Origin of the sequence: Bacillus sp. N447-1 (assembly GCF_022701035.1) — a bacterium.
In the GTDB taxonomy this organism is placed as follows: Bacteria; Bacillota; Bacilli; order Bacillales; family Bacillaceae_G; genus Bacillus_A; species Bacillus_A cereus.
On sequence record NZ_CP065509.1, the window covers coordinates 615,115 to 629,434 of the forward strand.

A 14,320-nucleotide genomic window follows, 5' to 3' on the forward strand; every position below is an offset into this window, starting at 1 on the left:
ATTTTTACAATATAATAATTACATAATGAATATTATCTATTATGCAATTATCCTCTCACTTCATGAATCTTATCCTTGTATATTTCAAACCACTGTTGCCATTCATCTTTAGAAAATTCTTTCTCTTCTCCTTCTAAAACGAAAGAAAAAAGATTTAAACAAATATGCCAACCAGCTACATCTCTCGGTGTATGATCTGTTAATTCATGAATGTACTCTTTAAGAAGTAAAAGGGTACCATTTTCCTCATTATGTATTTCAAATCTGACACGGTCTTTATCCCAAGTAAATTCAAGTACTGAGTTTAGTTGACACTCTAAAATATCAATATTTATGAATGAACCGTCCATCATGTCGAACTTTATTATTCCAGCAGTTTTAAGGCTTTCAATCTGTAAATTGGGCATCCATTTTTTCAGCTTACTGTTTTCTGTTAATACAGACCAAACTTCTTCTGCCGTATATGGAAATTGGCGTTCAAATTTTACAATATATCCATCAGTTAGTTTCCTAATTTCAGCTATCATTTTGATTGTCTCCTTATATAGAATATATGTTCCCATTTCATTTTACACGAATATAAATATAAAATAAATATTTATGTCAACGAAGTGTTAATTTAAAGTGAATGGTGCTGAGAAAAACTTAAATATTTTCTAAATCGAATTATATAATATTGAAAATTAAATATAGATTTATGTACAAATAAAAAAGCCGCATTTGCGACTTATGAAATCATAGGATTAACTCCTTTTTTGTTGAATGATTAGCGCTTAATCGCATCGACAATTAGCGATGGAAAACCAAGTTTATCGCCTTTATTTCTAGAATCATACCTTTTCGAACGGAAAATAACACCGTCGTTTGCATCCCATTCGTTGTAATAAAACCGACCATTTTCATCACAATATTCAAGTAAAACTACCTCGAATCCAGCAGTTTCAAACATTTTCGTTAATGTTATATAATTATGAACGATTTTATGACTTGCTGCTGGATGATCTTTCGGACCGGGGCCCCCTATTTGAACTATATTTTGATATGCCTCATCCTGAAAGAATGCATCAGGGACTCCGCACCGAATATGACCAGATGGTTTTAAAAATTCATAACAAATTTCAGCTGCTCTTACACCTTCTTCAAAAGTAAGGTGTTCCCATACATGCTCAGCTAAAATAGCTGAAATAGAGTTGTATTCAAATCTTCCTTCCCACGTAGCTTTATCTAGTAAGTTAAGTTCATCTTCTTGCGTTTGAATCCAACCTGGATTATTATTAAACACTCCAGCTCCGACAACTACTTTAATTTCGTCTTGTTTTATTGCCACCATGTTCACCTCTTGAATATTTTAATTCATTAACATATTCTATGTTTACTATTATCCTTCCTCCTTCAACAAATTTAGTAACATGAGTCCAGTACAATACCGAACTCATGTCCTAAAAACTCTCTAACGCAACGATCTGTCTAACTCTATAAAATTAGTTCATAATATACGATTTTTCTTATAGAAATATAGCACAGCAAACATTAGCATAATACCAATTACGTAAAAAATTGTTGTTCCACTCCCACCAGTATTAGGAATTACCCAATTATTCTTCGCATTTTTCACTGTTATTTTTTGTGTCTTTACTGCTTCTGTAATTTCTATTTCTATTGGATCTCTAAGTAACATGTATCCGTTCGGTGCTTTTATTTCTTTAATCGTATACTTTCCAATTGCTAATTGGTTGGAAATCACCTTTCCTTTTTCATCCGTTATTAATCTACTAACTTCTTTCCCTTCTTTATCTAACACTTGAAATACAGCGCCTTTTAGCTTTAATTCACTATCCATATCATCAACTTTTTCAATTTCAAATTGCCCAGTCGGATCTGGCAATTTCTTATTTCCTATTTTAATTTCTACTACTGCATCTTTTTCTATTTTTACAGTTATTTTTTCTTTTAATAATTCGTAACCTTTAGGTGCTTCTACTTCCACTAAGGTATAGTTTCCTATTGGTAAGTCTTTTGATATTACTTCTCCTTCTTCATTTGTTACTAGTTCTCCAACTATTTTTCCTTTTGAATCTTCTATATGAAACTTTGCCCTTGCTAGTTTTTTATTTTTATCACTTATGTCTACTTTCACAAGCTTCATTTTCCCCATTGGATCTGGCAATTTCTTATTTCCTATTTTAATTTCTACTACTGCATCTTTTTCTATTTTTACAGTTATGTTATCTTTTAATAATTCGTAACCTTTAGGTGCTTCTACTTCCACTACGGTATAGTTTCCTATTGGTAAGTCTTTTGATATCGCTTCTCCTTCTTCATTTGTTACTAGTTCTCCAACTATTTTTCCTTTTGAATCTTCAATTTTAAACTTTGCTCCTGCTAGCTTTTTATTTTTATCACTTATGTCTACTTTCACAAGCTTCATTTTCCCCATTGGATCTGGCAATTTCTTATTTCCTATTTTAATTTCTACTACTGCATCTTTTTCTATTTTTACAGTTATGTTATCTTTTAATAATTCGTAACCTTTAGGTGCTTCTTTTTCCACTAAAGTATAATTTCCTATTGGTAAGTCTTTTGATATCGCTTCCCCTTCTTCATTTGTTACTAGTTCTCCAACTATTTTTCCTTTTGAATCTTCAATTTTAAACTTTGCTCCCTCCAATTTTTTATTATCATTATTACTATCAACCTTTTTTATTTTTACTTTTCCTGTACTAGGCTTGTTCCAATGTTGCCAGTTAAATTTGAAATTGTGAAATTCAAATCCACCAGTTTGTTGTACCGCACCGACAAATGCTTGTCCATTAATCGAACCGCCTTTTGTTTCTAATACAGCATTGGGGGCAAACACACTACCAACGACACCATATCCCTCTGTTATAATTTTTTTCGCATTTGGAAAAACCCAAATCACTTTCCCATATAGCTCAGTAAACGGGGAATTAGGAGAATATGGTTGTGATGTAGGAACTATATCTGTAGCCCTTCCAATATTGTTCGTGTCATATAGAATAGACCCATTTTTAAATGTAACCTCTGTTGCATCCGAATACATAACAATAAAATCTTTGTCCTTAGCATTTGGTAAAAATACATCTCTTATATCTAAATTAATTTTCCCTGTCAATTCTGATGAAACATAAATATTAGGATTGTTTATATCTTTTCCGATTCCATGACTCATATTTGGAATTGGGGTATTCGTTTTATATTGACCTGCATTTTTACTGACTTGGTTCACTATATTGCGAAATTCATTAAATTTCGCGTCAATTTCTAGTTTTTCTTTATAAACGATACGATCATAAGAGGATTGTATGATGCGATCTGGATCACTCTCTTTTGTCATTACGACTATTCCGTTTTGAATGATAAAAGATTCTTCTCTTGATTTCTTAAATTTTCCAGAAAATAACAAGGACGGATATCCCTCATCACCCCATTTTTCACCTACTATATTAGATGTTCCCGCTGCAGCACCTACAATCGTATACCCCGATGCATCCATATCACCTTGAACTGCAATTGCTCCTTCAATGTCGCCACCTATTGCTTTATGGTTACCAAAGACAACAGCATTATAACGCGATATATCTCCTAGACCTTCTAAGTTAGTCGTGGATCCATATGCTTCTTTTGGTACATATACGACAAAACTTACACTTAACATTAACAAAACAATAAAATGAATACTTACCAGCTTTAATCGTAGCCTCAATTCCTTTGTTCCCACCTTTACCGTATTTTTTCTATAGTCGAATAAAATGAAATTTTTATTAATGATGATTTACTTCATCTCCTATATACCTTCTTTACTTATCTTTGAATTTCCGGTCCCACTTCCCATTAATACAGGATAAATACATACATTCTATCAAGTAAACCTTTTCTTATAAATTTCGACTAGAAACACACATAACAATAGGATTGTAACTATTACAGTCCACTTATTAAATATAACTATCTCTGTACTCACTTTTTGTTTTTCTTTCTCGTTTAACTCCACACGCTCACCTCGAACTAGCAATCTATTGGTGTTTATTCCATAAGGCGTACACGTAATTAAAGTTGTATAATCTTTATTTTGTACAATTTGTAGATCGTCCGTTTCGTGTGGTAACACTACTTTAATTTGATCTACTTTATAAGCAAGAACTTTGTCTAAAGAATGAAGATAAAAAAGATCTCCTTTGCTCAACTTATCTAAATCTGTAAATAATTTTGCTGATGGTAAACCACGATGCCCTGTTAAAATAGTGTGCGTATTTTCTCCACCTACCGGGAGCGAAGAAAAATCTAAATGACCTATCCCGCGACTCAATACTTCCTCAGAGGTCCCTTGATAGATTGGCAGTTTTATATTAATTTTCGATATTTCAATATACCCCATTACATCTCCTAAATTTAACGCATCAGCATACGCTTGATGATTACTTTTTTTTCAGAAAATGGATCTGTAAATGTTTTCGCAGAAGTTTGAACTTGTTTATTATATTCGGCTGCTTCTTTTTCCCTACGTTCGACTTCTTTCTTTTGTAATGCTTTAATCTTCTTATCGTAAGAGCTAATCTCAGAATAATGTGCACGGGTCGCCAACCAATTACTAATAGTAGGATATAAAAAAATACCTAATCCAAATAAAAAAATACCTCCCAAAACAAGATTTCGTTTCATATTTCCACCTCTGTATATGCTTAAATATCGAAAAGAGGGAAGCATTTTGCTTCTCCTCTTTTCATATGGTTACATGTTCCTAAAATCTTAATTTCTAGCAAACTTTTTTCTAAAGAAAACAAATGCCGCTGTAAGCATTAAAGTAAGGCCTATTACAGTAAAAAGAGTCGTTCCTATACCACCCGTTACCGGAAGAATCCATCCACTTTTATTATTTTCTATCGTTAATTTAACCGTTTGATTATTTTCGCTAATCTTTACATCAATGGGGTCTTTTAATAATTGATAAGAAGTTTTTGTACCATCTTCTTTTGTATATGTCGGTGCTTTCGTTTCAAAAATTTGATAGTCTCCATATGGAATGTTAGACCATTTAATAACACCATTTTCATCTGATACACCTGTTACTTCTTTTCCTGCTACGACAACTATTTTTCCATTATTATCTTTAAGTACAAACTCTGCACCTTTTAATTTATTCTTATTAGCACTATCAATTTTTGTTAACTCAATTATTCCAGTTGTCGGAATAACAACTACAGGTTTAGATTCCTTTTCTCCAATTACATCATTTTTATTTGTAAAATGTATTTTTGCTGTATTTAAAATTTCCGAACCAGATGGTACTCCTTCTTTTACTTGGGATTTAATTTGCAAATGAAATTCTTTTTTACCATCTAATTTTGTGAAATCTTTTACTGTAGCTGTTACTTTTTGACCTTCTATAGCTACCTCAACAACGTTTGCATTTACTTCTGCTCCATCAATTTTCACGATTGGCTTTCCTTGAATCACTAAACGATTATCCAAAGTATCTGTTACCACATATTTTTTGTATTCCTTAATGTCTTCTGGAATTAATGTTTTAATATCATAATTATAATTAGTTAACGGATTTATTGGTAACGCTTCCAATTTTCCGTTAATTTTTTTATCAATTGTTGGTTCTTCATTGTTTTTCACTTCTATTTTAACTACTGTACCAGAAGTAATAGTTCCATCTTCATTAATTGTTCCGGAGTTCTTAACAAAAAACTCACGTTTAGTTGGATCTATTACATAGCCTTTCGGAGCTTTTGTTTCTTGGAAATAGTATTCTCCATACTCCAATCCTTGCACTCGGATATGGCCATTAGCATCTGTTGCTAACTCTTTTTTCACTTCTGTACCGTCTTTTTTAAATAAAGAGAATACTGCACCTGCTAATGCTTTTTCATTTACACCAGTTTTTATTAAATCCACTGCACCACGTTTAATCTCATTTTTGGGATACATGTGAACATCATAGTTTAGCACCTTACCCTCTTTATTCGTTAATGGGATATCCACTGTATACGTATTGGGATTTAGATTCACATGTGGAGGTCCTGCCACTTCTTTCACCTCATAACGTCCTAGCGGAAGATCTTTTAATACAGCTTGTCCGTTATCATCTGTTACTACTTGATTTGGAGTGGCTCCCATTACAGGTTTCACGTCTTCTTTCACGATTTTCCCATCGTTTGAAATTTTTTCAAAAGAAGCAACCCTTTTCACTTCAAACGTTACACCTTTTAATGGTTTCACATCTTTTGGCACCTCTTGATTTGCAGAACCGTCACCTTCTAGTCCCTGCGCTCCATCTTTTTCTTGTTCATACTTATGAATCGTTAAAGTACCTTTAGATGGTGAATCTGCCTTTACTAATACACTAGACCATGTAGAAAATGTTAAGAATAACACTAAAAGCACACTAAATATTTTTTTCATTTCTCTTATCCCCTTTACTACTTCTATCATTTTAAAATTTCTTTATTACTATTACCTTCTTAAAAGCAATAGTGTGCCAAGTATCAGATTTAAACGAATAACATAAAACATAGTCGTCCAACAATCCATTGTTTACAATCACTTATTCACTTTTCTTATCTTCTATTATTACGTTGTCTCTCCACATGATATATGTAATTTTCTCCCTAAATTACACGTATATCCCTATTTCAAGAATCATTACATTTGTTACATAATAGCTTTCACTGCTAATTTCGACTAGTCACTTACTGTCAATCTATTCATTTCTCACTTCCTATCCCTATTTAAAATCCAATCTTAATCATTTTTAATACATATAAGTAATAACCAACAAATAAGTTTGACGATTCATATTTTACGTTACTGTCCAAACTATTACTTGTATATTCAAATAATATGTGCTATTCATGTTAAATTATGGTATTATTCTTAGAAGTTTATAACTTTTATTTATATTTTTATTGATAAAGGTTTTCCGTATCTACTTATGAAAAGGAATATATGTTTATTTAACTATTACGCATAACTGTAAGGAGGAAGAATATGACTAAAAACTCAGTCTAGTTGAGATAGAGTACATTTGCAATATGTTTTTCAATCTTTCGAAATTCCAGTTTGTTTTTAGATTGTAACAAAAATATTCTTTTAGAATTTAAATCAAAAAATGATTCACATTCGTTATATACATCAAAAATAGAAGAGTTACATATGCTTTTTCAGAGAAATGATACATATAATTCCCCATCTTCAGAACTCACGAATATCTAGGGCACTTTATTTTAATTCACATAAAGAGCGATTATATGGTGAACGGTACTGTTATTATTGGGCCCTTGACACATGTGAATTCTTCTACAAGTAAAGCGGATAGTAACCTTAATTTTATTCCAAATTATAAAAGAACAAGAGACCATTATTTTTCATTGTCAGTCAAAGATCAAAATTTCTTTGTAAATATAGCGATATTGTTCTATAACATTCTCTATAAAAAATTCAGATGTAAGCACCTTTTCAAATAACAGTGACTCACTTCATATAAGTCATAGCAGCATCTTAAACGAAGATGTATATATTTCAATGCAAAAGATGAATCCATTTATCATAATTTATATATAGAGCAGCAACTACTTAGTTCTATAGAAGAAGGGGATAAAGAAACCGTACTCAAATATTATTACGAATTCCAACAAGAGACTCTTTCATCTTTATCTTCATTCCATCAATTAAGACGTCATAAAAACATTTGTATTTCATCCATCACGCTCGCTACTAGATATGCGATAAAAGGGGGACTTCCATCTGGGATTGCTTACAAAATTTATGATTTACATATTCAAAGAACAGAAGATTTAAAAGACAAAGAATCTGTTTGGGATTTATTAAAAAATGCTTTTTGTACCTTTGCAGACCGTGTAAAGGCACAAAAAACACAGCAACATTCACAGACTATTGCTATTTGCAAAAACTACATTTTTAAAAATATTTACAATCCAATATCTGTTAAACAACTTGCTAAATTTGCAAATGTGAATTCAGATTATTTATCTATATTATTTAAAAAAGAAGTCGGTATTTCATTAATTGAGTACATTCAGCGTGAACGAATCGAAGAAGCAAAGAAATTATTAACTTTCACCACCTATCCTTTATCAGACATATGCGCTTCGCTTAATTTTAGCGATCAAAGTTATTTCACTAAAATTTTTAAAAAATTCACCAATGAAACACCTGGTAAATATCGAAAATCTCATGTTGTCATTTAGAGTGAAACTTCCATTAAACAAAATGTTTTCAGTAACTCATCAATGGCAGATTAGAAGCACTCCCAGATTCATGAACTATAGGATTTATGCTTTTTCCAAACCAAAAAACACGTTACTATTCTTTTATTTTAATGAGAATAGTAACGTGTTTTTTATGTAATGTAGTTTTGTAGACAGAACATGATCCAACTACAAATTTTTATAGAAGTCAAATGCACCGCTTAACTACTAAAATCTTATTAAGTAAAAAATCCATATTTTGTTTTACTTACTTTCTACTTTATTTCTTTTGAATAATGAACTCTTTTCTTCAAACGAATAATCCCTACTATTATTTTTGTATCTTTCTAAATTTGCGAACCAAAGTGAGTACTGTGCCTACAATAATTATCAATATGCCGATTGCTGCACTGTTAGTTGTACTTACACCCGTCTTTGGAAGCTCCTTATATGTATATTCTTTTTTATCGCTATTACTGTTGTTTGAGATATTACTCTTATTTTCCTTATTAGCAAGGCCATTAGCTTTGCTAGTTTCTTTATCTTTCACTAATACTTTTTGTATTGCATTTACCTCATTACCCACGGAATCTCTAACACTATATATTATTTCATAAGTACCAGCTTTAGTTGTATCTATAGTTCCTTCATACGCTACTTTAGAAATAAGGTCACCGTCCTCTTTATCAGTAGCTGATACCCCTACCAATGGATCAAATTGATCACCCTCAGTAATTGAAGTTGTAGCAGGTACTTTTAGTATTGGTTTATCATTTTTAACTTCTTCTCTAACTTTGACCGTTACAGTTTGCTTCGCCGTTACTTCATGACCTTTAGAATCTGTAACCGTGTACGTTAATACGTAAGTACCGGCTTTAGTTGTATCTACTTCACCATCAACTTTGATTTTAGAAGTGAGATCACCGTCTTCTTTATCGATAGCTAATACTTCTGCCATTGGAACAAATGAATCTCCAACATGAATTGTCGCTCCAACAGGCACTGTTAATTTAGGTTCTAAATCTGATGTTTCTCCATTTCCCTCTACAATTACAGTCTGTGTTGCCGTTGCATTCCGCCCTTGAGAATCAACAACCATGTATTCCACAATGTATGTACCTGGTTTTGAAGTATCTACATCGCCTTTATGCTTTACTTTATTTGTTAAATCACCATCTTCTTTATCAACAGCTTTTACATTTCTCATTGGATCAAACGTATCACCTACACGTAGTGTAATCGTAAACGGTACAGTTAACTCTGGAGCTTGGTTTTCTGCTGTTTTTTCGTTCTCTTTCACCGTTCCTGTAATTTTTGCCGCATCAAAAGCATTTTGGACTGCTTGAACTTCAATTGAGTTCGCTCCATATTTATTAGTTGCCACTTTAAGGCATGCCAATTTCAATTCAGAGAAATTAGAAGTCATATTTAATTCATCAGTATTTGCATAATAGAAAATATCAAACATTCTATCTTCACCAATACCATTTACATTTACACCGTTATGAGTACCACCTTGTGCCATTAAATACGCAACTTTATTAATAATACTTGAGTTAAAATGAACGCCTCCATAATCCTCTCCATTTAAATCATTATATTTACTATAATCATCCGGATACGGTAGTCCTTCTGAAAAATTAATTGCAGTTGGATTTTTCATATTACGAAAAGTCGATCCAGTTTGTTCTCCTATTGTCCAGTTAAATTCCCCATTATTTATGTATTTCTCTATAGCCGTTCCCATAATATCCGATAATGCCTCGTTAATTGCCCCAGATTCTCCTGAAAATTCAAGGTTAGATTCACTTGATGTAACTGCATGTGTAAATTCATGACCGGCTATATCGAACGCTTTTACCATGGGATCTCCATATAAAAGCATACTAATGTTATTAATATTAGTACTAAATGCATTCTCCCAATTTTCAGGATCATTTGTTCCTCCAGAATCCCATGCATGTACAACTGAAACTACTTTTTTTCCTTTATTATCAAAACTATTACGCTTATATTTTTCTTTATAAAAATCGTATACCTTTGTTGCTAAGAAATGAGCGCTTACCGCCTTTGGATCATTAAATGTTGTTGAAACACTAGTTGCTAGTATACCAGGATAATAACTTTCTTCATTTGTAATATCTCTATAATTTACATCATATGTCTCAATTCCTTGTCCTCTTGTGTAATCAGCAAGCGCATAATTCCCACTGGTCTGTTTAGAAATACCAAATGTACGAGTTACGCCTAAATCATCTTTTCCTGTTCCAGTTAATGATGTAAAATTGCTAGTTTTATTTTCCTTAACGGATTCAACATACTCTTCACTTATTTTCAAACTTGATTCTTGTACCATATCTTTTAACATTTCACCATTATGAGCATTCACTAAATAAGTTCCAGATACATAATTTGGTGTTGTAGCAGCAAATGTAACTTGATATGCATTGCTAGCCTGCCCATGATTTTCATCAACAAAAATAACTGCCTTAACTTCTGGCTCAGAAATAAATTTAGTATCGTTTCCGTACTTTTTATAAATATATTGTTTTGCTTCTTCTTTTGATAAATTAATAGGTTTCTTTAAATCTTCTTGTGTTAAATTTTGTGCGCTAGCTCCTGAAATGCTTTTAATAATACCTTTTTTATCTACGTGAGCAGTCAACTGGTGGCCATATACTTCTTTTCCTTCATATATTTGTTGCATGCGCACAAGTGTAGTTCCATCATAAGAACCACGTTTTTGAAGAACCTTGTAATCTACTCCTGTTTCTGCACTAACTTGTTTTGGAGACAAAGCATGCTCCGTATTTTCCTTAAGTGCATCTTTCACTACATTCTCTGGTGCCTTTTTTGATGGTTGTGTCAGATCACCTGTACGGAACGAATCCTCTTGAATTTCAACTTGCATTTGACCAGGTTCCTCTGCATGCCCTACTCCATATGGTGTTACACTTGTTAAAACGAATCCTGTTGTTAATGCAACTATAGCTATTTCTTTTTTATTTCCCATGATATTTACCTCGTATAAATTTCTATTATTTATATGAAACTGCTAAAATGTATACAATCTATTCCTAACATAAAAAGATGACTTTTGTAATCTACAAAAGCCACCTCTTCAATATGTAATATCCCTAAAATGTTTTTAATACATAATTTCTATACGAACAGAAAAAGCATTCATTAACGAGCATTTTGCAATACTTTTATTAAGTCATTTATATTTTCAACTTTCTGCTGAAACTGATCAAGTCTGCTATGTAACAATGAAGGATTTTTATCTTCAGTTGAAATAACTTGTTTTAATTCGTTTTCTAATTTATCATACATATCAAAGAAATTATCAAATTCTACACTTACAAGCTCTTCATTTTCGCGATAGAATCTTTTGCTTCTATATAAGTCATATATGATTTATTTAAAAATCCTAATGAAATTAAATATTTAGAAGTGTTTTCTTGATAAATAGCAATATCACACGCTATTTTAATATCAGAATAAGTCTTTTGAACGAGACAATGCAATTCAAAAATCTTAAACTTTAATCCATTATTCATTTCATCCCCTCCCATCGTATCTATTCTACATAAAATTAGAATATTATACAAAGAAAATTATTAGCATGAAATTGACAATTTAAAAAATAACTTAAGGATAAACAAAATCCTCTCATTATAAATTATAGTTGCGGAGCATTTACCAACATAACAGCAAAATAAAAAGCGAAAAGAATAAATCTTTCCGCTCTTAGAGTAATAAATACATTTCATATTGCGCTAAAGAATTCTTTTCAAATCCACATTTCTTAAGAAAACCTTCCAGTAAATTATTGTTAGGAAACCCAATTGATAAACTTGATAAATTTAATTCTTCTCTTGCTACTTGTAATAATTTCATCCCAACACCAATATTTCTATAATCTTTGTCTACGAAAATAAAACTAATTTTACCTTGTTTATTTACACATAGAGAGCCTTTTAAGTCATTATCGACATATGCACCATAAAATACATTATTTGTTTTTGATATAATCAATATCATTTTGCCAATTTATATGGAAGTTTAACCATTTCTGAATTTCATCTTTAAAAGTTGGAAATTCTAATTGTTTTACTTCAATATCCTTACAATCTTTATTCATTATTTTAGTCAAATCATTTAAATTATAATAAGAAAGATCGTACACTTTTTCATAGCCCAACTTATTATAAAAATGAATCGCTCGGTCATTTCCTACAATGACTTCGAGAAAAAGTTGCTTACATCCATGTTGAATCGCCTCTTCTTTATGCAGTTCAAATAATTTTTGACTCACACCAATACCGCGGTAATTAGGATGAACCGCTAATGTTCCACAGCGCATAGTCTTAATACTTTCATAATCCTTTATACCACCTAGTATTACGCCAACAGGTTTGCCTTCTTCTAAAGCAAGAAAAGAATGTTCTAGCAAATTACCTTCTGGTCCCAAAAAACGTTGTATAAAATCCCCTTTTGAAACTTCCATTTTAATAATGTAATCTGAAAATCCAACTTTAAAAGCTTCATATACTAAATCAATATTTACATCACTACACCTTTTATATTGAATCATAATATAATTATGCCTCCAATTACTTATGTTAAAACCCTCTAACTATCTATTATTTACTACATTAATCTCATAAACACGTAAAAAGGCAATTAAATGCTCACATGCTCTTTCGCATGCTAGCATTTTAAAAATTTTTTGTTCTTCTTTCGTTTTATCATTTGCTTGATCTGAAGCAGCTTTTAAACAGAGAAATGGTTTTTTATTTATTTGACACACATAGGCGAAAGCTGCTACTTCTTGATCAACTGCCAATGCTCCATATACGGTATGGAGTAAATATCTCATTTCTGAACTACGAATACGTTGATCTCCGGATAAAAATGTACCGAAATGTATTGGATCATATGATCGTATTTTTTTTATTCTTCTTACAAGTGATTTTGTTGTTTCAATAGGTGCTGTTCTACCGTTATATAAATTAAAAACATCTTCCCCTGAGCCAGCTGCAGTAACATCGTGTTGTATTGCGTTTAGTGCCACTACAATATGACCGTTTTTCACCTTGTTTGATAAACTTCCGCATATTCCTGTCATAAACAACTCATCTGGCTGAAACTCACTAATTAACAATTGTACACAACTAGCGCAGCTTACTTTACCGACACCAGTAACAACTGATATAATTTCCAGCTCATTAATAGTATGAAAATGAAATTCCCAAGCTGCTCTTTTTTCAACACGTTCACTCGGATAATGTTGATGCAAATACGTCAGTTCTGGTTCCCATGCAGATACAATTGCAATACGTTTCATTACACGCTTCACTTCCCCTATTGTCATTTAAATAAGTTATCTATACTTTCTCGTTCATAATCTGGAATCCATTCTTTGTATTTCTTATATGAATCTCGTATTATTTCTTTATTCTTCGCAATTACTTCACATCCTCTATCATCATACATAAACATCACAATATCTTTCTTTGCATTTATGAGAAATACATCTGGATAAGAGATTTCTTTTTTTCGTCCAAATCGAAGATACAGATCAGAAAAATCCTCATGATTAGCAGCTTGTATCAGCGGTTCATATTTAATATCTTCCGCAAGACATTTAAAAGAAAATTGATATGTACAATATAAAGTGAAACTTTAATCAGTGGGGGGTCTTACTGCCCGGCAAATAGCGGGATAAATCTGCTTCTTCATCTTCAAATAAAAACGGTAATGTTTCTTATCTTATATGAAATCTTAAATCTCTTTTCTTAATATATTTATTGTATATATTTATTTTCTGTGAAGTTTTATGTTTTCCTTTTAAATCTATAAACATTTGTCACTACAAACACTACATCTTCTTTTGAAAATATGTCTTCAAAGTTGAGAAAAGTATTCCATATTTAAATCGTCGGTTTCTTCTACAATTTGATATTTATCTTTTCCGAAATCAAAATGTAAATGATTTTCCCACTGAGAATATAAGTAGGGTCCTAATGTAACTCCTGGAAATGTTTGATTCATATATTCTTTTAATTGCATTTCCTTGTCCT

At 31.6% G+C, this 14,320-nt stretch carries 6 protein-coding genes and 5 pseudogenes; 1 reads left to right on the plus strand and 10 read right to left on the minus strand.

What is annotated here, in order from left to right; translation table 11 throughout:
- Positions 1-47: 47 nt before the first annotated feature.
- The 5 genes and pseudogenes from IQ781_RS03130 to IQ781_RS03150 form a co-directional block, all read right to left on the minus strand.
- Complete coding sequence (locus tag IQ781_RS03130; RefSeq protein ID WP_000559863.1) at positions 48-527, minus strand: SRPBCC family protein; 480 nt, start codon at positions 525-527, stop codon at positions 48-50.
- 239 nt (positions 528-766) lie between these two features.
- On the minus strand, positions 767-1,330 hold the full coding sequence (locus IQ781_RS03135; protein WP_000225731.1) for a class I SAM-dependent methyltransferase: 564 nt from the start codon (positions 1,328-1,330) through the stop codon (positions 767-769).
- Positions 1,331-1,486: 156 nt separating this feature from the next.
- Positions 1,487-3,724 carry an MSCRAMM family protein gene (locus IQ781_RS03140; protein WP_065212717.1) on the minus strand — a complete coding sequence of 746 codons (2,238 nt, stop codon included), beginning with the start codon at positions 3,722-3,724 and terminating at the stop codon, positions 1,487-1,489.
- A 156-nt stretch (positions 3,725-3,880) separates the two neighbouring features.
- A pseudogene (locus IQ781_RS03145) lies at positions 3,881-4,680 on the minus strand (class C sortase).
- 87 nt (positions 4,681-4,767) lie between these two features.
- On the minus strand, positions 4,768-6,429 hold the full coding sequence (locus tag IQ781_RS03150; RefSeq protein ID WP_000719303.1) for an LPXTG cell wall anchor domain-containing protein: 1,662 nt from the start codon (positions 6,427-6,429) through the stop codon (positions 4,768-4,770).
- 629 nt (positions 6,430-7,058) lie between these two features.
- On the opposite strand from IQ781_RS03150, the pseudogene IQ781_RS03155 reads away from it, so the two are divergent.
- Positions 7,059-8,234 (plus strand): annotated as a pseudogene (locus IQ781_RS03155) (helix-turn-helix domain-containing protein).
- A 331-nt stretch (positions 8,235-8,565) separates the two neighbouring features.
- On the opposite strand, the gene IQ781_RS03160 reads toward IQ781_RS03155, so the two are convergent.
- The 5 genes and pseudogenes from IQ781_RS03160 to IQ781_RS03180 form a co-directional block, all read right to left on the minus strand.
- A complete protein-coding gene (locus IQ781_RS03160) occupies positions 8,566-11,247 on the minus strand; it encodes a M4 family metallopeptidase (protein ID WP_000527065.1) in 2,682 nt (893 codons plus the stop codon).
- Positions 11,248-11,420: 173 nt separating this feature from the next.
- Positions 11,421-11,794: pseudogene (locus IQ781_RS03165) on the minus strand (hypothetical protein).
- A 190-nt stretch (positions 11,795-11,984) separates the two neighbouring features.
- Positions 11,985-12,831 (minus strand): annotated as a pseudogene (locus tag IQ781_RS03170) (GNAT family N-acetyltransferase).
- A gap of 42 nt (positions 12,832-12,873) precedes the next feature.
- Complete coding sequence (gene mtnN, locus IQ781_RS03175; protein WP_000151939.1) at positions 12,874-13,611, minus strand: 5'-methylthioadenosine/S-adenosylhomocysteine nucleosidase; 738 nt, start codon at positions 13,609-13,611, stop codon at positions 12,874-12,876.
- Positions 13,608-14,309 (minus strand): annotated as a pseudogene (locus IQ781_RS03180) (DUF3885 domain-containing protein). The gene mtnN and the pseudogene IQ781_RS03180 overlap by 4 nt, the downstream one beginning before the upstream one ends.
- Positions 14,310-14,320 lie beyond the last annotated feature (11 nt).

What these genes read in the sequence shown, in the direction of transcription:
- IQ781_RS03160 (WP_000527065.1), bottom strand. Translation starts at nt 11,247, where the DNA reads ATGGGAAATAAAAAAGAAATAGCTATAGTTGCATTAACAACAGGATTC.
- mtnN (WP_000151939.1), bottom strand. Translation starts at nt 13,611, where the DNA reads ATGACAATAGGGGAAGTGAAGCGTGTAATGAAACGTATTGCAATTGTA.
- IQ781_RS03135 (WP_000225731.1), bottom strand. Translation starts at nt 1,330, where the DNA reads ATGGTGGCAATAAAACAAGACGAAATTAAAGTAGTTGTCGGAGCTGGA.
- IQ781_RS03130 (WP_000559863.1), bottom strand. Translation starts at nt 527, where the DNA reads ATGATAGCTGAAATTAGGAAACTAACTGATGGATATATTGTAAAATTT.
- IQ781_RS03150 (WP_000719303.1), bottom strand. Translation starts at nt 6,429, where the DNA reads ATGAAAAAAATATTTAGTGTGCTTTTAGTGTTATTCTTAACATTTTCT.